25 protein-coding genes are annotated in these 20929 nt (G+C 58.8%); 12 read left to right on the plus strand and 13 right to left on the minus strand.

Annotated features, from left to right (window positions below):
- Nucleotides 1-35 precede the first annotated feature (35 nt).
- Nucleotides 36-644 carry a flavin reductase family protein gene (locus EPK99_RS16980; protein ID WP_128444285.1) on the minus strand — a complete coding sequence of 203 codons (609 nt, stop codon included), beginning with the start codon at nt 642-644 and terminating at the stop codon, nt 36-38.
- Nucleotides 644-1231: a nitroreductase family protein gene (locus EPK99_RS16985; protein ID WP_128444286.1), complete on the minus strand. Its 588-nt coding sequence runs from the start codon at nt 1229-1231 to the stop codon at nt 644-646. Before EPK99_RS16985 ends, EPK99_RS16980 begins: the two co-directional genes overlap by 1 nt.
- Before the next feature lie 106 nt (nt 1232-1337).
- Between EPK99_RS16985 and EPK99_RS16990 the strand changes: the two genes are divergently transcribed.
- Nucleotides 1338-2327, plus strand: coding sequence for a hypothetical protein (locus EPK99_RS16990; RefSeq protein WP_128444287.1), 990 nt, complete (start codon nt 1338-1340; stop codon nt 2325-2327).
- A 4-nt stretch (nt 2328-2331) separates the two neighbouring features.
- Here the strand turns inward: EPK99_RS16990 and EPK99_RS16995 are convergent, their stop codons facing one another.
- The 4 genes from EPK99_RS16995 to EPK99_RS17010 form a co-directional block, all read right to left on the minus strand.
- Entirely contained in the window at nt 2332-3186 is an 855-nt protein-coding gene (locus EPK99_RS16995) for a lysophospholipid acyltransferase family protein (RefSeq protein WP_128444288.1), read from the minus strand.
- A 103-nt stretch (nt 3187-3289) separates the two neighbouring features.
- Nucleotides 3290-5311 carry a threonine--tRNA ligase gene (gene thrS / locus EPK99_RS17000; protein ID WP_128444289.1) on the minus strand — a complete coding sequence of 674 codons (2022 nt, stop codon included), beginning with the start codon at nt 5309-5311 and terminating at the stop codon, nt 3290-3292.
- A gap of 119 nt (nt 5312-5430) precedes the next feature.
- The gene (gene yidD, locus EPK99_RS17005; RefSeq protein WP_128444290.1) at nt 5431-5784 is read right to left on the minus strand and encodes a membrane protein insertion efficiency factor YidD; all 354 of its coding nucleotides are present in this window, start codon (nt 5782-5784) and stop codon (nt 5431-5433) included.
- A gap of 4 nt (nt 5785-5788) precedes the next feature.
- Nucleotides 5789-6235 carry an iron-sulfur cluster assembly scaffold protein gene (locus EPK99_RS17010; protein WP_128444291.1) on the minus strand — a complete coding sequence of 149 codons (447 nt, stop codon included), beginning with the start codon at nt 6233-6235 and terminating at the stop codon, nt 5789-5791.
- A 279-nt stretch (nt 6236-6514) separates the two neighbouring features.
- On the opposite strand from EPK99_RS17010, the gene folE reads away from it, so the two are divergent.
- The 3 genes from folE (at nt 6515) to EPK99_RS17025 (ending at nt 8668) form a co-directional block, all read left to right on the plus strand.
- Nucleotides 6515-7129, plus strand: a complete 615-nt coding sequence (gene folE / locus EPK99_RS17015; RefSeq protein WP_128444292.1) for a GTP cyclohydrolase I FolE — start codon at nt 6515-6517, stop codon at nt 7127-7129.
- A 15-nt stretch (nt 7130-7144) separates the two neighbouring features.
- Entirely contained in the window at nt 7145-7606 is a 462-nt protein-coding gene (gene hisI, locus EPK99_RS17020; protein ID WP_128444293.1) for a phosphoribosyl-AMP cyclohydrolase, read from the plus strand.
- A 105-nt stretch (nt 7607-7711) separates the two neighbouring features.
- A complete protein-coding gene (locus tag EPK99_RS17025; RefSeq protein WP_128444294.1) occupies nt 7712-8668 on the plus strand; it encodes a patatin-like phospholipase family protein in 957 nt (318 codons plus the stop codon).
- A gap of 37 nt (nt 8669-8705) precedes the next feature.
- On the opposite strand, the gene EPK99_RS17030 is transcribed toward EPK99_RS17025, so the two are convergent.
- The gene (locus EPK99_RS17030) at nt 8706-9140 is read right to left on the minus strand and encodes a CBS domain-containing protein (RefSeq protein WP_128444295.1); all 435 of its coding nucleotides are present in this window, start codon (nt 9138-9140) and stop codon (nt 8706-8708) included.
- A 98-nt stretch (nt 9141-9238) separates the two neighbouring features.
- Complete coding sequence (locus tag EPK99_RS17035) at nt 9239-9997, minus strand: rhomboid family intramembrane serine protease (RefSeq protein ID WP_128444296.1); 759 nt, start codon at nt 9995-9997, stop codon at nt 9239-9241.
- A gap of 211 nt (nt 9998-10208) precedes the next feature.
- Between EPK99_RS17035 and EPK99_RS17040 the strand changes: the two genes are divergently transcribed.
- The 3 genes from EPK99_RS17040 to EPK99_RS17050 all read left to right on the plus strand — a co-directional run bounded on the left by EPK99_RS17040 (nt 10209) and on the right by EPK99_RS17050 (nt 12561).
- Nucleotides 10209-10799, plus strand: coding sequence for a PAS domain-containing protein (locus EPK99_RS17040; protein ID WP_164901807.1), 591 nt, complete (start codon nt 10209-10211; stop codon nt 10797-10799).
- 89 nt (nt 10800-10888) lie between these two features.
- The gene (locus tag EPK99_RS17045) at nt 10889-11497 is read left to right on the plus strand and encodes a PilZ domain-containing protein (RefSeq protein WP_128444298.1); all 609 of its coding nucleotides are present in this window, start codon (nt 10889-10891) and stop codon (nt 11495-11497) included.
- Between the two features lie 452 nt (nt 11498-11949).
- A complete protein-coding gene (locus EPK99_RS17050) occupies nt 11950-12561 on the plus strand; it encodes a transglutaminase-like cysteine peptidase (RefSeq protein ID WP_128444299.1) in 612 nt (203 codons plus the stop codon).
- Between the two features lie 450 nt (nt 12562-13011).
- Here EPK99_RS17050 and EPK99_RS17055 read toward each other — a convergent pair whose 3' ends face one another.
- Nucleotides 13012-13656, minus strand: a complete 645-nt coding sequence (locus tag EPK99_RS17055; protein ID WP_128444300.1) for an outer membrane protein — start codon at nt 13654-13656, stop codon at nt 13012-13014.
- A 318-nt stretch (nt 13657-13974) separates the two neighbouring features.
- Here EPK99_RS17055 and EPK99_RS17060 point away from each other — a divergent pair, with 318 nt between their 5' ends.
- The 4 genes from EPK99_RS17060 (at nt 13975) to EPK99_RS17075 (ending at nt 16996) form a co-directional block, all read left to right on the plus strand.
- On the plus strand, nt 13975-14172 hold the full coding sequence (locus EPK99_RS17060) for a hypothetical protein (protein WP_128444301.1): 198 nt from the start codon (nt 13975-13977) through the stop codon (nt 14170-14172).
- Between the two features lie 135 nt (nt 14173-14307).
- On the plus strand, nt 14308-15837 hold the full coding sequence (locus tag EPK99_RS17065; protein WP_128444302.1) for an aldehyde dehydrogenase (NADP(+)): 1530 nt from the start codon (nt 14308-14310) through the stop codon (nt 15835-15837).
- A 164-nt stretch (nt 15838-16001) separates the two neighbouring features.
- Nucleotides 16002-16217, plus strand: coding sequence for a hypothetical protein (locus EPK99_RS17070; protein ID WP_128444303.1), 216 nt, complete (start codon nt 16002-16004; stop codon nt 16215-16217).
- A gap of 464 nt (nt 16218-16681) precedes the next feature.
- Nucleotides 16682-16996, plus strand: coding sequence for a DUF1883 domain-containing protein (locus EPK99_RS17075; RefSeq protein WP_128444304.1), 315 nt, complete (start codon nt 16682-16684; stop codon nt 16994-16996).
- A 13-nt stretch (nt 16997-17009) separates the two neighbouring features.
- On the opposite strand, the gene EPK99_RS17080 is transcribed toward EPK99_RS17075, so the two are convergent.
- Both EPK99_RS17080 and EPK99_RS17085 read right to left on the minus strand, forming a co-directional pair.
- On the minus strand, nt 17010-18323 hold the full coding sequence (locus EPK99_RS17080; RefSeq protein ID WP_128444305.1) for a replication-associated recombination protein A: 1314 nt from the start codon (nt 18321-18323) through the stop codon (nt 17010-17012).
- Entirely contained in the window at nt 18320-19723 is a 1404-nt protein-coding gene (locus tag EPK99_RS17085) for a DegQ family serine endoprotease (RefSeq protein WP_128444306.1), read from the minus strand. The genes EPK99_RS17080 and EPK99_RS17085 overlap by 4 nt, the downstream gene beginning before the upstream one ends.
- Before the next feature lie 209 nt (nt 19724-19932).
- On the opposite strand from EPK99_RS17085, the gene EPK99_RS17090 reads away from it, so the two are divergent.
- Complete coding sequence (locus tag EPK99_RS17090) at nt 19933-20295, plus strand: lysozyme inhibitor LprI family protein (RefSeq protein ID WP_128444307.1); 363 nt, start codon at nt 19933-19935, stop codon at nt 20293-20295.
- Between the two features lie 43 nt (nt 20296-20338).
- On the opposite strand, the gene EPK99_RS17095 is transcribed toward EPK99_RS17090, so the two are convergent.
- Both EPK99_RS17095 and EPK99_RS17100 read right to left on the minus strand, forming a co-directional pair.
- Entirely contained in the window at nt 20339-20668 is a 330-nt protein-coding gene (locus EPK99_RS17095) for a DUF5615 family PIN-like protein (protein WP_128444308.1), read from the minus strand.
- On the minus strand, nt 20668-20892 hold the full coding sequence (locus tag EPK99_RS17100; protein ID WP_128444309.1) for a DUF433 domain-containing protein: 225 nt from the start codon (nt 20890-20892) through the stop codon (nt 20668-20670). The genes EPK99_RS17095 and EPK99_RS17100 overlap by 1 nt, the downstream gene beginning before the upstream one ends.
- Between the last annotated feature and the right edge of the window lie 37 nt (nt 20893-20929).

The raw sequence follows: 20929 nt of genomic DNA on the forward strand, positions 1-20929 counted from the left end.
CAGGCATCTCCATTGCCTGGGTGGTCTCTGAAGCCTCAGGTGCCTGTAGGGCGGGTGATCTCGAAAACATCCGAGCCGCCGTCCGTGTAATCGCGGTAACCCATCCGGGCCAAGGGACGCGCAAGCCCCATGTCGATCCGCCCGTCACGGATGACCGCCTCGGAGATATGGATCCCGACCACCTGCCCGAACACCATGAAGGCGTCGGCACCGTTCCCATCCAGCCCTCTCGGCTGGATGACCTCCGTCAGTCGGCACTCCAGGACTGTAAACGCTTCGGCAACATAGGGTGCATCGACAATTTCACCGAGGCGTGCCGTGAGCCCAGCCAGCTCGAATTCATTGGTCCCGTAATCTACTGGAGCCGACGACGCATTCATCTGCTGCGCCAGATGGCGGCTGGCAAGGCTGGCCGTAAACATGCCGGTCTCCTCGGCATTTCTCAGGCTATGCTTGCGGCCGGATGAGGAAAACATGACGAGCTTCGGCCTGTCGGAAACGATGTTGAAGAAGGAATAGGGCGACAGATTGTAGGAGCCATCCCTCCCCTTTGTGCCGATCCAGCCGATCGGGCGCGGTGCCACGATCGCCTTGAACGGATCGTGGCTTAGACCATGCGCGTTCGTATCCGTCCGGTAGAACATCAGGCTTGCCCGTCTCCGGCATAGGTGACGATGTCGGAAAGTTGCGGGCGTGGCCGGTCAGGTGTGGGAAAGTCCGTGGAGCCGATGTGTATGAAACCGGCCACCTTCTCGCCTTCGCGCACACCAAGAATAGTGAGAGCCCGGCCGTCATAGGCGATCCATTCGCTCCGCCAGTTGGCGACATAGCCTTGAGCGTTCGCGGCCATCAGCATGTTGAGGCAGACGGCACCGGCGGACAAAACCTGCTCCCATTCCGGGATCTTTGCATGTGGGGCAGCCGTGCTGACCACAGCGACGACTAAGGGCGCGCGGGTGAACCTGGCCCGTTCCGCCTCCTGAGCGGGGTCGGCCAGATCCGGATTGTCCTGCAGAGCGATCTTGAGAAACTCCAGACCGAGGCTCTCGCGCACTGCACCGCGATAGACAATGAACCGCCAGGGCGCGAGTTTACCATGATCGGGAACCCGTGCCGACGAGGCCAAAATAGATTCCAGCTCTTCCTGAGAAGGCCCGGGCTCCTTGATCTGGGCAACCGGAGTAGAATGTCTGTCGCGGAGGTAGTCGGTGAGTTTGACGTCGTTTTGCATGTCTAATGCTCTCAATCGGATCTGCAGTCGGCGTGAGGCCTTGAAATTGCCCAGGCATTGGTCTTCAAGTGGCTGTTCGTAAAACGAGAGTCAACCGGCCACCTCTATGTCAGGCATTCGCTTCACATCCCGCTGCATTCTCGCCGGCTTGGCCCTGCTGGGCGCAGCCATGGGCGCAGAAGCGCAGGACGACGCGTTCCGGAATTTCCACCAGTTGGACAGCACAGCGAAAATGCCGAAGCTCAACGCCTTTTCGGCAGCGCCGGGATTATCTGGCGTCGCGGCGAAGGATATCCGGCTCGAGGCGAAGCTGACGCCTGACGGCGATATCATGCAAGATGGACTGGCTTGGCGCGTTTTCAGCCCCCTGGCAGGTCAGGACGGCAAGCTTCCCCTCGTTGCAAGCTCGAACGGCGGCTCCGCCGCGTTCCAGTTGGCGCCGGGTGACTACTTCGTCAATGTCGCCTTCGGCCGCGCCGGTGTCACCAAGAAGATCACGGTTCCGATGGATGGCCAGGTCGCAAAGCAAACGCTGATTCTGGATGCCGGGGGATTTGTATTGAACGCGGTTGCAGGGGCTGAGCAGCGCATTCCGCCCGCGCAACTGAGCTTTTCCGTTTATTCTTCCGAAGTTCGGGAAAATGGCGACCGCGCCCTCGTCATGTCCGACGTCAAGCCAAACACGGTTGTCCGCCTCGCCGCCGGCACCTATCACATCGTTTCGGAATATGGCGAAGTCAATGCCGTGGTTCGCGCCGACATCCAAGTAGAAGCGGGAAAGCTCACGCAGGCAGTGCTGCAGCACAAGGCGGCCCAGGTGACGCTGAAGCTGGTTTCCCAGGCCGGCGGAGAGGCCATTGCCGATACGGCCTGGTCAGTGCTGACAGCTGCAGGTGACGTGGTCAGCGAAAGCGTAAGCGCTTTTCCCTCCATGGTGCTTGCCGAAGGCGATTATCTTGCCATCGCGCGTAATAAGGACAAGATTTACCAGCGGGAATTCAACGTAAAGGCCGGTCGCAACTCGGACGTGGAGGTTCTGATGCGGAACGCACGTCCGACGGCAACAAACGAGGACGCCGCCGAGCCTCAGGATTAGCCGTTCAACCCACTTTCTGCAGCAGTCGCGCCCGCTTCGGTGGGTTTGGCACTGTTCGCATGGCGAAGACCGCATCGTAAAGTGTCGTCAGCAGATCCTTGCGATCCGAAATGCCTGCCATCTCCTCCCAGCCCATCACACGGCCGACCCGCGCCGTAATGGTGCTGCCCGAAAGTCGCTTGAACTCACGGATCAGAAGCGACAGGCGCAGCGTTATGGAGATCCGGCTCGCGATATGGAAGAGCCGACCGTTCTGGCCATGAAAATAGATGGGAACCACATCCGCCCGCGCCGCCTGGATGAGCTTGGCGGGAAAGATCTTCCAGGGAAGGTCCTCAGCACGCCCGAAGCCCTTCTTGGCCGTTGCCACGCCTCCGGCCGGGAAGATGATGATCGTCGTGCCGTCTTTCAGCAGCCTCATGGCTTCGTGCCGGGTCTGCATGTTGATGGAGACTGCTTCCTTGGTTTCCTCGAACGATACAGGCAGCGAATAGGCTGCCATTTCCGGCACCTTCAATAGCTCGTTATGGATGAGCACCCGAAAGGGCCTGCCAAGCTGTTCTGCCAGTGCAAGGACAGCAATCCCGTCACCAATGCCGAAGGGATGGTTCGCGACGATGACCAGCGGTCGGTCGCTTGCAATGGCGGGGGGCCATTCGCCTTCGGTGTCGAGTTCCACATCGATCAGGTCCAGCATCTTGCCGAACACACGATCTGTCTTACCGACAATATCCGTACGCCAGATGTCGTATAGCCTGGCATAGCGGTCCCGGCCGGACAGGCCTTCGATCGAGCGGATGAACCAGCGCTTCAGGCGCCGGTCCTTTTCGTTGGAGTAGGAAAGTTCCTTGAACCGCAAGTCAGTCTCCGCGGAATCCCGCCCATGACAGAGGAAAAGGCATATTACAGTCGTGTTACAGATTTCTGACAACGCCTGTGCTCACAGGCGTTGTCAAGCTGCTTTACGCTGCCCGCCTGCGGGACAGGCGCCGCTTGACGTCCGGAGGCGTTGCTTCCTCGGACAGCGTTGCAAGTGCCTCTTCGAGCGGCATGGACGTCTGGGCCTGCGAGCCGAGGCGGCGGATATTGACCGAACGCTCCTCGGCCTCCTTCTTCCCGCAAACGATGATGACAGGCACCTTCGTCACGGAATGCTCACGGACCTTGTAGTTGATCTTCTCGTTGCGGAAGTCGGTTTCAACAACCATGCCAGCATCGCGCAGAAGCTCCGCAACCTCACGGCCATAGTCGTCTGCATCCGATGTGATGGTTGCGACAACCACCTGCATCGGTGCGAACCACAGCGGCATATGGCCGGCGAAGTTTTCGATCAGGATCCCGAGGAACCGCTCCATGGAACCACATATGGCGCGGTGGATCATCACCGGCTGGCGCTTTTCCGAGGCCTGATCGATGTAAAAGGCACCGAAACGCTCGGGCAGGTTGAAATCTACCTGGGTGGTCCCGCACTGCCATTCACGGCCGATTGCGTCCTTCAGAGTGTATTCGAACTTAGGTCCGTAAAATGCCCCCTCGCCTGGAAGAATCCCGGTCTTGATCCGCCCCCCGGATTGTTCCTCGATGGTGTTGAGCACCTGCATCATCACGCTTTCCGCCCGGTCCCAAAGGGCATCCGAACCAACCCGCTTGTCGGGGCGCGTGGAGAGCTTGACCACGACTTCATGGAAGCCGAAGTCTTCGTACACGGACAGGATCAGGTCGTTGATCCGAAGGCACTCGGCCGCCATCTGCTCGTCGGTGCAGAAGACATGCGCATCGTCCTGCGTGAAGCCGCGCACGCGCATCAGGCCATGCAAGGCACCCGAGGCTTCGTAACGATGCACAAGGCCGAATTCCGCCAACCGGATAGGGAGTTCGCGGTAAGACTTCAACCCATGCTTGAAGATCTGCACGTGGCCTGGGCAGTTCATGGGCTTCAGTGCAAATACGCGGTTATCCGCTTCCTTGTCATCGGGATGGGTGAAGGCATAGGCCGATTTCACCGCAAACATGTTCTCCTGATACCAGCCCCAGTGACCGGAAGTTTCCCATAGCGACGCATCCAGAACCTGGGGCGCGTTGACCTCCTCATAGGTGCCTGAAAGCCGGCGACGCATATAGGATGTCAAAGTCTGGAACATCCGCCAGCCCTTGCCGTGCCAGAAGACAACGCCTGGACCTTCTTCCTGAAAGTGGAACAGATCCATTTCGCGGCCGAGCTTGCGGTGGTCGCGCTTCTCCGCTTCCGCCAGCACATGCAGATACTGGTCAAGCTCTTCCTGGGTCGCCCAGGCAGTGCCGTAGATGCGTGTCAGCATGGGCTTGGTCGAATCGCCACGCCAGTAGGCGCCAGCAACCTTCATCAGCTTGAACGCCGTGCCAATCTGACCGGTGGAGGCCATGTGCGGGCCGCGGCAGAGGTCGAACCAGTCCCCCTGACGATAGATCTTCAGATCTTGCCCTTCCGGAATCGTATCCACAAGCTCAACCTTGTAGGCCTCGCCCTTGTCGGCAAACACATCACGCGCCTTTTCGCGCGACCAGATTTCCTTCGTGAAGGCCGCGTTCTTCTGAATGATCTCCTTCATCTTCTTTTCGATCTTTGGCAAATCGTCAGGCGTGAAGGGCCAGTCCTCGCGGCTATCTGGATGGACTCGCTTGAAATCGTAGTAGAATCCGTTTTCGATCACCGGGCCGATGGTCACCTGGGTGCCGGGCCATAGTTCCTGCACGGCTTCAGCCATCACGTGCGCCGCATCGTGGCGGATGAGTTCCAGCGCACGCGGATCGGTACGGGTGACGATCTCGATCTTCCCGTCGATGACAGGATCCGAAAGATCGCGAAGTTCGCCATCGAGCGCGATGGCAACAGCCTTCTTCGCCAGCGACTTGGAAATGGATTCCGCAACGGCAAGACCGGTCGTACCGGGCTCGAATGCACGGATGGAGCCATCGGGAAATGTAAGGGAAACGGATTGCGACATGTCTTTCTCCTGTCCAGTCCCGCCAACGAATGCGGGTGGGGGTAAAAAGGCCGGATTCGCCGGCCAGGAACGGTCGGCGTGATAGGCCGTTTCGCAGTTCTAGTAAAGCTGCCGCAAAGTCAGTGGCGCCAATAACGCCAAGGTAACCACCAGCGCTGGTAAGCGCTAAGAGAAACAGGCACGGGGTCATGCCCCATGCTGCCACCCGGTCCGCAGCGGGCAACCCGAAACAGCGTCATCCAGCCTCCAGACCAGAGTCCATGGCGAGCGATCGCTTCATAGCCATATTCGGAACAGGTAGGAATGTGGCGGCAGCCATTACCGACAAAGCCGGACAAGGTCAGCTGGTAGAAGCGGATGAGAGCGACGCCTAGCAGCCTGCCAGGTGTCCAGGGATAAGGCCCGGGCCAGTTGCGTGAGCGGCGCCCACGTCCGTCCTGTCCATGCTGCCCATGTTCGGGGGCTTGGCACATGGGTTCAAGCCGTGACCGGCTGCGCCGTTTTGGCTTCGATCTGGTCGATCGCATCCACTACGGCATCGAAGGTCAGCATAGTCGAAGGATGGCGCGCCTTGTAGTCCTTGACCGGCTTCAGGTAGCGCATATCTTCGAAACGACCCGTAGGTCCCTCACCGCCCTCTTTGAGCATAGCCAACGTATCGACCCTGGCCTGGCGGATTTCCTCAGGTGTTGCGCCCACCACATGCTGCGCCATGATCGAGGATGACGCCTGTCCCAGAGCACAAGCGCGCACCTCATGAGAAAAATCCACCACTCTACCCTGATCCATTTTCAGATAGACGCGTACTTTGGAGCCACAGAGCTTTGAATGTTTCTCCGAACTCGCATCCGCATCCGGCAAAACGCCGCTGCGCGCGATATTGCCTGCAAACTTTAGGATCTTGCTATTGTAGATATCGTCCATGAAAGGCTCGCTTCGGCTAAACCGTCTCCGATGAACACATCGTCCATCGCTGCGGCCTACCGGAATGGGTTTACTCAACATATATGTGATGTTGACGCGCAATCATCAAGAATGGCTGTTTTTACGAAATCCTCTCCAATTGAGAATAGGATATCTTGTAAATGCAGGCGCTGCGGAGCAGATAACGGCACATGACAGGGACCGGCAGAGTTTAAGTCCTTGCCAGGTGGGATGAAGAGCCAGTCGGATGCGGCCTTGAACCGCGTCAGGAGACGTTAGATGGATGCCATTGTGAAGAATTTTCCGGCTTCGAAAGACAAGGACGCCCGTCCTAGCCAACAGGAAGCCGAAGAAGCCGTAAAGGTTCTGCTGCGCTGGGCCGGTGACGACCCGACCCGCGAAGGTCTGCTCGATACGCCAAAGCGCGTGGCGGCATCCTATCGGGAACTCTTTGCCGGTTATGACCTGTCGCCAGAGGAAGTTCTTGGGCGGACCTTCGAAGAAATGTCCGGGTTCGACGACATCGTCCTCGTGCGCGACATTTCTTTCTTTTCACACTGCGAACACCATATGTTGCCGATCAAGGGCAAGGCCACCGTGGCGTACCTGCCGAACGGGCCGGTTCTCGGCCTTTCCAAGATCGCCCGCGTAGTCGAGATTTTCGGCCGCCGCCTGCAGACGCAGGAAAATATGACGGCTCAGATCGCGGGCGCCATTCAGGAAACGCTGAAACCCCGCGGCGTGGCCGTGATGATCGAGGCCGAGCATATGTGCATGGAAATGCGCGGCGTGCAGAAGCAAGGATCGAGCACGCTCACCACCACATTTACCGGCGAATTTAAGAGCAATGCCGCCGAACAGGCCCGTTTCATTACGCTGACCCGCGGCCGCTGACGCCAAGAGATCGACATGGCCATTCATTTCCCGGCTCCCTCATCGCACAAGGTCGAGCTTGAGGGCGCTGGCGCCTTTTCGCCTCGCTTCGATGCGGCAGGTCTGGTGACGGCCGTCGTCACCGACATCCGGGACGGCGAATTGCTGATGGTCGCACACATGAATGCCGAAGCACTTCGGCTGACGCTTGAGACCGGCATCGCTCATTATTACAGCCGGTCACGGGCAAAGCTCTGGAAGAAGGGCGAGACCTCCGGCAACCTTCAAACGGTTCATGAGGTGAGAACCGACTGCGATCAGGATGTTGTCTGGCTGAAGGTTTCCGTCAGCGGCCATGACGCTGCCTGCCATACGGGGCGCCGATCCTGTTTCTACAGAACGGTTCAGGTAGAAGATGATGAAGCTGTGCTTGTCATCGCCGACGATGAGCGTCATTTTGATCCAGAGGCTGTCTATCACGACGGGGAAACCAAATAAGCCTCTGTACTCTTTTCGGACGCCTTTCCCCGATAAACGGTTTTGAAACCACGTTCTGCGCTTAATGGGTTTTGCGACGACGGTTGGTATGGAGGATGTTCGTCGATGCTGAACTGGAGTCGGAACCGCAACGATCGGCAGAATGCTCCGGCAGATGTCGGCGGTTTACAAGCCATCGAGCCCTCCCTGCCCGTCGTCATTGCACCGCCGCCGAAGGCCAAGCTGGCTCTCGCATTGGGAGGCGGCGCGGCCCGCGGCTGGGCCCATATTGGTGTGCTTCGGGCGCTGGACGAATCGGGCATAGAGGTCGGAATGATCGCCGGCACCTCAATCGGCGCCCTGGTCGGCGGCTGTTATCTGGCCGGCAAACTCGACGAACTGGAGCAATTTGCCCGCTCTCTCACCATGCGGCGGATCGCGGGACTTCTGGATCTCACCATCGGCGGCGGCGGTCTCTTTGGAGGCATGCGGCTGACGAAGCGCATGCAGGAACATCTTGAAGGGCTTTCCATCGAAGATCTGGGGCGACCGATGGTTTCGGTGGCGACCGAACTCCACACGGGCCACGAGGTCTGGATTTCTAGCGGTTCCCTCATCACAGCCCTACGCGCGTCCTACGCCCTGCCGGGCATCTTTGAACCGGTGATCTGCAACAACAGGGTTCTGGTGGATGGGGCGCTCGTCAACCCCGTGCCGACATCCGTCTGCCGTGCTTATGAGCAGCCGCTCGTGGTCGCGGTCAATCTGAATTACGAGATTTTCGGCCGGTCGGCCGTCGTCAAGCACAGCGCCAGTGTCCAGCCGCTCGAAAGCGGCCGCAACCGAGCCGACCGCAGGGTCAGCGTCACCGGCACCATGGTGCAGGCGTTCAACATTATCCAGGAACGCATTTCCCGGGCGCGACTGGCCGGCGATCCGCCGGATCTGGCGCTCCATCCGCGCCTTAGCGATATCGGGCTTTCAGAATTCCACCGCGCCGGCGAAGCCATCCAGCGCGGCTATGACGAGACCATGGCCCAGATTTCGGCGCTTAAGCGAATGCAGGAGGTTTTTGCAGTTTGAGCTGCAAAAATCCGCTGCGGGGCTAACCCGTTCGGGCTTAGCTTGCGATATAGGCCTTCATCTGCTCGGCCTCTGTCTCGACCTCGCGGATTCGGGATTTGACGACGTCTCCGATAGAGATGATGCCGCCAAGCTTCCCGTCTTTTTCGACCGGCACGTGGCGGAAACGTCCAGCGCTCATCATGCCCATCAGTTCGTCCACGGTATGCTCTTCCCGGCAACGCTGCACGCTCGTGGTCATGGCCAATCTGACCGGCTGAGCAAGTACCGCCGTTCCTTCAGTCGCAATGGCGCGCACGAGATCCCGTTCGGTAAAAATGCCGGCGACCCGGTCTTCCATGCCGGTCACGACAACGGCACCGATCCTTCGGTCGTTCAGTATCTGCGCGACTTCCAGAAGGTTTCTATCGGGGCTGACTGTCACGACGTCACGTCCTTTGGCATCAAGCATGGTCTTTACGGTTGTCGACATGGCTCTCTCCTCCACAACCACCTTGCCGCCCGATGTCTCCCTCATCGGCAGCTTGCAGTTCTCCTGCCGGGTAAATTTAGAACGAGTTCAAGAAGATATCAAGCTGGCGTATCGGGCGAAGGCCGGCTGGAAACCGGGTCGAAAAACGCGAACAGAAGGAAGCCGAAAAGAAAACCTCCGATATGCGCGTCCCAGGCGACTTCTCCTACGTCCGCTCCGATCAGCGGAAGTCCGAGCGCGATGAGGACATTCCCGAACAGCCACATCAAGGTGAAGATGACCACCGTTCTGTTGCGGAAGGCGCCAATGATGGATTGCCGTGGATAGAGATGCCCGCCGATGCGATCATAGCCGCGGTTGCGGGGGAAAGCGAAGCGGCAGGCCGCACCCATCAGCGCCGACACGACGCCAGATGCGCCGACGAGGATGGTCTCCTGCCCCCAGTGCAGGCCGGCATGAAAGAAGGCTGAGGCCGCGGAGGACAATATCCAGAAGAGGATATAGCGGATGGTTCCGATGCGGCGGATCACCGGCGCACCGAAAGCGGCAAGCCAGAGCGCGTTGAAGCCGATATGCTCGAGGCTGCCATGCAGCAGCGAGTAGGTGACCGGTGTCCAGAGCCATGCCAGATCCTGTTCCGTCAGCGGATAGACATACCGTAGCGGTGTAAAGCCGAAATGGATGAGGACGTAGGACTGTCCCTCGTCGTCCAGCAGATAGGCCCAAAGCCCGTAGATCACAAAAAGCAGGACCAGGGTAAAGACAAGGCTTCGCGGCATGTTGAAGATCGGCTGGGGCGCCTGCGGATCGGCCTGAAGCGCCGCGTCTTGTCCGGAGAAGTCCGGTCTGTCATCCATGGTCTTGCTTTCCTATGATGTGAGCAAGCCTTAGCCCAGCGATGAGCCGAATAATAGCGAGTACGCGCATCCAGCACCGATGCTTCGGTCACCATTGCGACAGGAACGAACTGTTAACCACCATGCCGCCTCTATGGCACGAAATTCGCTACGGGATGGTCTCGGGTCGCCCTTCCGGCGCGAACTGTATCGAAATGGAGCACAGCGGCGTATGCGGACCCAGGCAACCAGGGAAATTTTCGACCACTGGGTGCAGCTGTGCGGCGATCAGGCTGCTCCGCTTCGCACTCAGATCGATCCTATGCTCCTGCGCCGCGTCCTGCCACACCTGTTCATCGTCATCACGGAAGGTTCGGACGATCCAACTTTTCGGCTCGCCGGCACGCGGATCTGCGATCTTTTCGGTACAGAGTTGAAGGGGCTTGCTTTCAAGGCGATCTGGTCCGACAGCAGGAACGCGCAGCCGTTAGAGATCTGCCGCAGCGCGATCCAGTATGAGCGACCAGCCCTGCTCGATGTTCTTGCGGAAGGCATGAACGGTTCGCGGCCTTACGAAATGCTGCTGCTACCGTTGAGGCCCGGCCCTGAAGCAAGCGATCGTGTACTCGGAGCGCTGGTGCCACAGGCTCAGGCTCTGTCAGTCGCCTCGCCTCCCATCAACGGCCTTGCTTTGCAGAAGTGGACCTTTCTCGAAAAGGACGGTGCGAAGCAGACTCCGGAAGACACGGACGCACAACGTGATGGCCCGGCAATGCGAGGGCTGCTCGGTCTGAGGAGCTTCGGCACCGGGAGGGCCTTCTGAAAACTGCAGGCCTGGAGTCGATGGCACTTGGAACCTTATATTAACCCACGCGCCTTATGTTCCAGACAACCTAGCCGAGAGATGCTCTCATGTACTCTTTCCAGCCTGCCCGGACATCGCCGCAAGCTGCGTCGCCGCCACGCTCATTCCAGCGGGTAGCGGTGAATATCGGAGGTCGCCTTATGCTTGCCGATCACGAGGAGTACCCTTGCACGGCATCTGAAATGTCCCCGGGCGACGTAAACATTTCCTGCATGGGACGCCCGCGCATCAACGAGCGCGTCGTTGCCTATTTCGACCATATCGGGCGCCTGGAAGGGTCCGCTATCGCTCTCACCGATAGCGGCTTCACCATGTCGATCAATGCCACGGACCGTAAGCGTGAGAAGCTCGCAGCTCAACTCACCTGGATCGCCAACAAACACGAACTTGGCCTGCCGGAAGACCGGCGTCATGACCGATTGACGCCTCGCAACACTATATCCCAGCTCGCACTTGAAGACGGAAGCTCTTATCCCTGCCGCATCGTCGACCTCTCGCTTTCGGGGGCGGCTTTGGATATTGAGTTTCGCCCATCGATCGGGACGCCCATCCGGCTCGGCAATATGCGCGGACGCGTCGTACGCCATTTCCTTGAAGGTATCGCAATCGAATTCAACGCGGTTCAGTCTCGCGAAGCTTTGACCGAGTTCCTTTAGCCAGCCAGCCCTTCACTCTTCCGTCGCCACCCGAGCCTGCTCCTTGCGAGCAGGTTTTTCGTTTTAGGGCATCCGGAAATAACTGTCTCTTTTCGAGAATTATTTTTATCCGGCCCCAGAGGAAAAGCTTGGTTCGTCGCGCTGATACCGAACTTGACCTGCCTGTCGGCACTTCCGGCAAGGCCTCGGCAAACCCGGCGATTACCGAAGGGCACAAATATACCCCGACGATAAAAATCAAAGGTTTTGAATAGGATACGGGAAGAGGGCTCAGTCTTGAGCTCAAGTTTTCGGCGCTGACGGCGTGGCCAATCTGGTTAATGCTTTGTACAACGGCGTCAGAGGCATTTTAGCTAAGTTTGATTATAATAAGCATTTGATTTTACTACGTTATTTTTCGGTCGCTCAAAATCTCTGTGGCAATGTCTTCCTCACAACGGGGAGACAAAAAAATGAAACACCTCCAGGGACTGGGCCTCGCCATCGTTACTGCAGCCATCGCATTTGGCTTTGCCGCACCCTCCTTCGGCATGCCTGCCGGAGCAATGCAGGTTATCGGCAAGGCGAACCCGCCGATCGGTCATTATGAATTCTGCAAGACCTATGTCAGCGAATGCGCCGCCACCTACAAGGATGCCGGTCCCCTGGATTTGACGGAGGACAAGTGGCGCACGCTGCTCGACGTGAACTACACCGTCAATACCTCGATTACACCCATGACCGACCAGGAAATCTATGGGGTCGAAGAGCGTTGGGCCTATCCACGCACGGTCGGCGATTGTGAAGATTTCGTTCTTCTCAAGCGCAAGATGTTGATGCAGAAGGGGTTCTCGCCTTCCGACCTGCTCATCACCGTCGTACTGCAGCCAAATGGCGAAGGCCATGCCGTCCTGACAGTCCGTACCGACCGCGGCGATTTCGTGCTCGATAACATGCGCAACAAGGTCCTGATCTGGACCGACACCGAATACACCTATCTGAAGCGGCAGGCGACAGATGATCCGGCGCGCTGGGTTAAGCTTCAGGACGGACGTGCGACCGCCGTCGGCAGCGTCAGTCAGTAAGCAGCCACTGAACAAACTCCCCTTTGCTCCTGCGTCCTAGGATCAATCGATAGTCAGGTTTCGGGTGCGGCGCGAGCGGATTTTGTTTTTGAACAGGAGGGAAGGCTGCAGTGGAGCCTTCCCTCCACAAGGACTTTCCGACGGTGTGGTTTGTCAGGCGAACGCCCGAAGGGCCAGAGGCGAAATTCGCCGTGTCCCGAAGGGAGATGATGGAAATCGCCCATTTCCGCGTCGCAGAACCTTGATGGATATAAGATCCACCTTCAGGCTCGCTCCTGGAACTGGACGATTTCCCCTCAAACCCGCTCCAAATCCTGAATGTCGGATTGTGGTCCCAAGAGCGGTATCTGCAAAACCTGCCTGACATCGACAAGACCTGCACAATGCAACAGCGCCGCGCATCCTAAAGGGACACGCGGCGCTGTTGACGAATTGCCGAAGCGGTCGATGCTAAAATTTGTAGTCGATACCAGCGGTGATTGAATGATCGTGAACGTCACGCTTGCTTTCAGTGCCAGCCGTGAAGCTGCGGACACCGCTCGTCATGACGTAGTCGTATTCAACGCGAGCCGAGATGTTGCTGGTCAGCTTCTGTTCGATGCCAGCGCCAAGCAGAAGGCCGGGCTTCCAGCCATCGGGACCCGAAACGCCGCCATGGTCGCGGTAGTTTGTCATGGCAAGACCGCCGGTGCCGTAGATCAGCGTCTGATCGAGCGGCACGCCCGCTTTCGCCTTTGCCGCGATGCGGTGGCGCTCGTTGAGCTTACCGCCGTTTACCTTCACATCGGCATCGCCGAGATAGGAATAATCCAGTTCACCGCCGACCACAGCGCCGCCCACGTCGGCATTATAGCCGCCATGAACGCCAAGATTCATGCCCTTGCCGCCATCGAACGGATTGAGCTTTGGCGAGGTTAGTCCGCCGTGGACACCGGCATAGGCGCCGGTCCAGTCTGTCGGACCGGCGGCCGGCTCGTTATAGGCCGGCGGTTCTGCATAGTTGGAGGTCACGTCGGCAGCCCAGAGAGGCGCAGACAAAGCGGGGCTGAGGAAAAGAGCTGCGGAAGCAGCCAGAACGAGGGGCTTGAAGGTCATGTCATACTCCATACAAAGCCTGCTAGACGGCAGATGCGCAGGCGATACATCCGGCTTAACCCGCAGGACGGTTCGCTCGGCCTACCCAGACCCCTCGAACGCGCAGCCAATCCTGCACCGGTCTCTATTCATTTTCACGAATCTATAAACAGTCCATTAACTGCGCGGCCATAGCGCAAGCACCGTAGATCCAGGCCGCTCACTGTTGCGTGAAAGCTGGCGTGGGCAGATCGTGCACAAATTCGTGAGTCAGCTGGTTTGAGACATTCCGGTCGCATTGGTGGTTTAGGTGAAAGCAGCACTCAGGAGATCGCAACGATGGAAGATCTTACTTTGACGGAAGCCGTAACTGACCCGCTCATTCGTGTGATGCTGGAAGCGGACGGTATCGATACGAGTTCATTTGCGACCAGTCTCGAGAACGCAAAAAGGCGGTTTATCGACCAAGGTATCGAGCGCCTGCGCCAGGAGCGCGCCGAGCATTTCTACCGTTGGATGGACGACCGCCTTCAATAATCACGTTCTACAGCTCCTAATATAAAATCATACTTTTTAGCCTCCAGCGCTTCCCACAGCGCATCTGCGCCGGTAGAACTCCCGGCGTCAGATCACCATATTGATGGCACCAGCCATGATCGAAAGGGACATCCAATGACCATTAGCGGCAACCTCCTGATCGGGGGCAAAGGGACGCGCGGATCGAACGGAGAGTTCTCCGCCGTTGAAGCGTCGACCGGCAAGCCTCTGGAAGGATCGTTCGGCGGAGCAACGAAAGCCGATGTGGAAGCGGCAACGAAGCTTGCCTGGCAGGCATTCGACATCTACCGCGAAACCTCGCTGGAAGATCGCGCTGCCTTTCTTGAGGCAATTGCCCAGGAAATAGAAGCGCTGGGAGACGAACTGGTCGTGCGCGCCATGGCCGAGACCGGTCTGCCACGTGGCCGTCTCGAAGGCGAGCGTGGGCGCACTGCCGGCCAGCTTCGGCTGTTCGCCAAGGAGGTCCTCGACGGCCGCTTTCAGGAACTGCGCTTCGATCCGGCCAATCCGGAACGCAAGCCGGCGCCGAAGCCGGACCTCAGACTGCGCAATATAGCCGTTGGCCCCGTCGCCGTTTTTGGAGCCTCCAACTTCCCGCTCGCCTTTTCGGTCGCCGGTGGCGACACCGCATCCGCGCTTGCAGCGGGATGCCCTGTCGTCGTCAAGGCGCATTCGGCACATCCCGGCACGTCCGAACTTGTTGGCCAGGCCGTTCAGCGCGCAGTTGAGAAGTGCGGGCTGCCGGCCGGCGTCTTCGCCATGCTGTTCGACACGGGCTTTGAAGTGGGCCAGGCTCTGGTTGCCGATCCTCGCATCCGTGCAGTCGGTTTCACCGGCTCGCGCCGCGGCGGCACGGCGTTGATGAAGATCGCCTCCGAGCGCAAGCAGCCGATCCCGGTTTATGCCGAAATGAGCAGCATCAACCCGGTCATCCTGTTCCCAGGCGCTCTCAAGAACCGCGCTGAGCAGATCGCAACCGGCTTCGTCAACTCGCTCGTGCTCGGCGCCGGCCAGTTCTGCACCAATCCCGGGCTTCTGATCGCAGTCGAAGGCGAAGATCTGGATACTTTCATTGCCAAGGCGGGGCAATTGCTACCTGACATGCCGGCGCAGACCATGCTTACCGGCTCCATCAGCAAGGCCTATTGCGAGGGTGTCGCCCGGCTTGAGAAGCATCCGGAAGTCACGCTCGTAGCGAAGGGCAAGACGGGCGGCGAATTCGACGGCGTGGCCTCCTTGTTCCAGGCCAGCGCCTCAGCTTTCCAGGCTCATCACGAACTGCAGGACGAAGTGTTCGGCGCTGCCGGTCTGGTGGTGAAGTGCCGCGACGTCGCAGAGCTTGAAAGTGTACTCGATGGGCTCGAAGGTCAGTTGACGATCGCGCTTCATGTGGATGAATCGGACATGGAAGACGCTGCGCGCTTGCGGCTGAAGCTTGAAATGTTGGCAGGCCGCCTCCTGGTCGACGGTTTCGGTACCGGTGTCGAAGTTTCGCCGGCCATGGTTCATGGAGGCCCCTACCCCGCGACGTCTGACGGGCGCACGACCTCGGTCGGTACGCTTGCCATCTACCGCTTCTTGCGTCCGGTGTCCTACCAGGACTTCCCCACAGCCATGCTGCCTCAGCCACTTCGCCAGGCGTAACGCCACTTGCAAGCATTTGAGGAGGGCCGCCCCCGTGCGGCCCTTTTTCATTTCGTGCATTATCGAGATCCGACGAGACATTAAAATCCCTCGATACGGAACCTTTTCGCGGTCGCGGTCGTTTTAATAGATTCGTTCACGTGACAGAGAGGAGCACCGCGTCCATGACAATGTCCGCCGCACAACACTCCGTACCCTCGCCAAGGGAGCATATCCTGACGGTCAAGGAGGCTTTGGAGCCACTGTTCCTTGCCCTTGAGGAGGAAGCGGAGGTGAAGATGATCGCCGCTGCGGTGAAGGCCGGCTGGTCAATGGAAGAAGCGGTCGCAGCCGTGGACGAATTGCGCCGGACAGAGTTGCTGCCCGTCAGTCAGCATTAATCTGAACATTACACAAAGATCGCGCCGTATCCGCCATCGAAGCGGGAAATCTGCATGTGATCTGAATGCTGCTGCGGAGCCTCGCAGCGGCATTTTGGTTGTACTACCGGCTACGGTTCACAATCCGATTCAAGGGACAGCGAAAGTGATCCCATAAATGCAAGTAGACTCCTGACTTCATCCAGCTTCATAAAATCCAGTTTGGAGTCGATGGCACAGGTCGGATAAAGAAAATCCCGCTGTGGGGATCCAGCGGGATTTCGAGGTGTTGGAGGTCAAATTTTTGTTTTGCGGCGATGGCAGGGGACGAACACCGCCAGATTTATCTTAATAGCTACGTTCCCGGTTTCGTCAGGTACAGCATTCGAAAGAATAACCCCCAGCAAGTGCATTAGGTTCCACCTTTCTTTAACTCAGCGGCATTAGAGTCCAGGAATCCTGTTGGCTGGCGTGACGAGGTGGAAATGGCCGGGCCGAACTTCCGTTTTACACATTACGATCTGAAGGCTCAGCGCGCCGGTGCGATCATCGAAGTGACGCTGAGCGCGGTTAACAATGTGCGGCTGATGACGGCTGCCAATTTCCAGCGCTTCACAGAGCTTCTTGATTTCAAATATGTCGGCGGCGTTGCCCGCAAATCGCCTATCCGGCTGACCATTCCGGAAAACGGCCATTGGCACCTGATCGTCGATATGGAAGGGCATCACGGTCTTGCGGATTCATCCGTCAAGATGATCGCTGCGCCGGGCGTCTCTCCTCAGCACAAGCAGGCGTCGTAACGTGTGACCGCGTTCAACCGCCACCGCGTTCCTTGCGAAGCCTTGCCCACCACTCTAGCCGCTTTTTGATGTCCCGCTCGAAACCGCGCTCCGGCGGATCGTAGAAGACCTGACGGCCCATCTTTTCCGGAAAGTAATTCTGCCCTGAAAAGGCATCCGGCTCATCGTGATCGTAGCGGTAGCCGTCCCCATACCCCTCCGTCTTCATCAACTTGGTCGGAGCGTTGAGGATCTGCTTCGGAGGCAGGAGAGACCCATTCTCCTTCGCCGCCCGCATGGCTGCTTTATAGGCAGTGTAGACGGCATTGGATTTGGGCGCCGTGGCGAGATAGACGCAGGCCTGCGCCAGAGCCAGCTCCCCTTCCGGAGAGCCGAGATAGTCATAGGCGTCCTTGGCGGCATTGCAGATGACCAGCGCTTGCGGATCGGCAAGACCGATGTCTTCCACCGCCATACGCACCAGCCGCCGTCCGAGATAGAGAGGATCCTCTCCGGCATCGAGCATGCGTGCCAGATAGTAAAGCGCCGCATCCGGGTCGGAACCCCGGACAGATTTATGCAGGGCGGAAATCAGGTTGTAATGCCCCTCCTGCGCCTTGTCGTAAACGGGCGCACGCCGCTGAACGATCTGCGCCAGTGCGGCAGTATCGAACACTTCACCTAGCCGTGCCGCGCGCCACACTTCTTCGGCTAGGGTCAGCACCGCGCGTCCGTCGCCATCCGCCATGCGCAGAAGGCTGGCACGGGCCTCAGAATCAAGCGGCAGCGGCTTGGCCTCCGTTGCCTCGGCCCGCTGCAGAAGCTCCGCCAGACTGTCCTCGTCATGGGGCCGAAAGGTCAAAACCCGCGCGCGAGACAGAAGCGCTGCGTTGAGCTCGAAACTCGGATTTTCCGTCGTCGCACCGACGAGTATAACAGTGCCGTCTTCCATCACGGGCAGGAAGCTATCCTGCTGGGCACGGTTGAAGCGGTGAATCTCATCCACGAAAAGAAGCGTCTGACGACCATCCATGCGCCGTAAACGCGCTCCCTCGAACACCTTCTTGAGGTCAGCGACGCCGGAGAAGATCGCTGAAATCTGCTCGAAGGCCAAGCCCGCCTCACCCGAAAGAAGCCTAGCCACGGTCGTCTTGCCCGTGCCGGGCGGCCCCCAGAAGATCATCGACCCCAGCGAACCGGAAGCAATCATCCGCCGCAGCACCCCATCCTCGCCCGTCAGATGCGGCTGCCCCGTTACCTCACCGAGGGAGGTCGGCCGCAGACGATCGGCAAGAGGCCGCCTATTGGCGACCTCCTCCGGAACCTTCGGGGCGAAAAGATCGCTCATCGGAAGAATTGCCGGATGCGCTGGCCGTTGCGTTCAATTTCGACGCGCCAGAAGCCCGGATCGTCGCCAAGCATCTTCTCCATGATCTTGGTGGTGTTTACGGCATCGCCATTCAGCGAAACAATGATGTCCTTGGGCTCAAAGCCAAGGCGCGCCGCCGGCGAACCCTTCGAGACATCGATTACGACCACACCGAGCTTGTCCGTCGGCATGTGAAGTTCCGTGGCAAGCTTTGGCGAAAGGTTGGCGACGCGCAAGCCCGCAAATGGGTTCCGGCCTTCAAGAAGACGCTCCTCGCGCGGCGTGCTTTCCGGTGCAGTGTTGAGCACCAGGGTTACATCCCGCAGCCCGTCTGCCGTCTGTACAGACAGCCGCGTTTGCTTGCCGAGGCCGGCGGTCGTCAGGCGGTAGCCCAGCGCGTCCGGGTGCTCAACGGAAATGCCATCGACAGCCGTCACCACCTCACCCGGCTTCAAACCCGCCTTGTCGGCCGGGCCACCTTCTGCCACGCGCGTCACCAGCGCCCCACGCGCGGCCTTGAGGCCGAGGGCTTCCGCGACATCCGAAGTGACCGCATCGAAAGTGGCGCCGACATAGGGCCGCTCGAAGCTCTTCTTGCCCTGTGCGGCGGTGGCAAGGAATACCTTGACGAGATTGGCAGGGATGGCGAAACCGATGCCGTTCGAACCGCCGCCACGGGAGAAGATTGCCGTGTTGATGCCGATCAGCTCGCCATTCATGTTCATCAACGCGCCGCCGGAATTGCCGGGATTGATCGACGCGTCGGTCTGGATGAAGAAGCCGAAGTCGCCGGAGGTGATCTGGTTGCGGGCAAGTGCCGAAACGATGCCGCTTGTCACCGTCTGGCCGACGCCGAAGGGATTGCCGATCGCAAGAACCAGATCGCCGACTTCGACCGCGTCCGAATTGGCGATTGCAAGAACGGGAAAATGTTCTTTCGCCTTGATGCGCAGCACGGCGAGATCGACGCTTTCATCCTTCAGCACCAGATCGCATGGAAACTCGCGTCCATCGGCCAGAGCAATCTTGATGTCGTCGGCGCCCTCGATGACGTGATTATTGGTGACGACCAGGCCGTCGTCCGAGAGAATGACACCGGAGCCAAGCGAAGACTGCTTCTCCGAGCGGTTCGGCATGCGCTGGCCGAAGAACTGGTCGAGGAAGGGATCTCCCGTCGCAAGGCCGGGACGCTGGATCACCCGTTCCGCATAAACATTTACCACCGCGCCTGCCGTCTGCTTGACGAGCGGCGCAAAAGACAGCTGCATTTCCGTGCGGCTCTGCGGCAGTGTCTTCTGCTCCTGGGCACCGGCACCCCCAGGCACCATTGCCGCCAGAAGAATGACGGCGAGCGACATACGCTTGAACAGGCTGGACATCTGATTCCTCGTTTAAATTTCGTAGGTGAAGTCTTAGCGTGGCAAGCTGGAAAAGAAAGGTGGCCGAAACTGGACCGAGCGGCTTCTTTGAAATCATCGACGAGAAGAAGACCGCCATCCTTGCCATATGGCTTGTCTGCCTCATCTTCCTCGCTTGAGGCTCAAGAATGTCTTGAGCGAACCGAGGCAAAGCGCATCAGGAGCACAATATGCGAGACTTCATCCACAGGATCGGCCTTGCCGGATTTCTATTCGGCACCGGGCTCGGCGCCGCTATTCATCCGGCAGCGGCCGCGAGCTTCGACTGCGAACGCGCCGAACTGGCCGCAGACGAGAAAAAGATCTGCGACACCCGCTCGCTCAACGACGCCGATGTGAAGATGGTCACCACCTTCGATATCCTGACGGGCCTGCTTCCCATGGGCAGTCGCGGTACCCTGCAAGAAGAGCAGAGCTCATGGCTCAAGAAGCGGCAGGCGTGCAACGCAGACGCCGAGTGCATTCGCAACGCCTATAGCGAACGCATGAAGCAGTTGGACGAGGCGTACAAGGGGCTAAGCCGGCCCATGTAGGCTGGCTGTTGGCTGTGAGACATTAAAGGGAGGCTGGTCGCAGTCAGATTACCTCTACAAGCCGTTCGTCAGATGCGAGCGCCATCAGGATATGAGGTAGCGCCTTGTCGAACCAGATAAGCAATTCGCGGCGACGTGAATTGGGGAGGCGTATCCAAATCACTTGAGGCCCCGACGGCGACAGGGTCTGCCGCTGTGCAAAATCTTCGTCCTTGGTGATGATAACATAGCCCGCTGACTTTGCCTTATCCCATATCTCTCGGTCCGAAGCTGAGGCTAAACCAAGGTCCATGACGTGCTTTGCCTCGTGACCCATCTGGACGAGCCACCTCGCCAGCGCAGGCGGCAGTTGCGCGTCAACGAAAAAGGGCATCAGGCGACGCGCAGTATCAAGTGATCGCTCTGTCGCGCGGCAAACTCCAACGCTCCGGTAATGTCACCGGGTTCAAGCAGCGGGTAATCTTCCAGGATTTCGTGTGGTGTTGCGCCGGATGCCAAGAGCTCCAGAATGTCCTTAACTCTCACTCGCAGGCCGCGAATGGTAGGGCGTCCGGAACAGATTGCCGGATCAACTGAAATACGATTAATTTCAGACATGTGGAGACCCCTTGAACAGTGTCACCTCAGAATAGCA

Origin of the sequence: Neorhizobium lilium (assembly GCF_004053875.1) — a bacterium.
Classification (GTDB): domain Bacteria; phylum Pseudomonadota; class Alphaproteobacteria; order Rhizobiales; family Rhizobiaceae; genus Neorhizobium; species Neorhizobium lilii.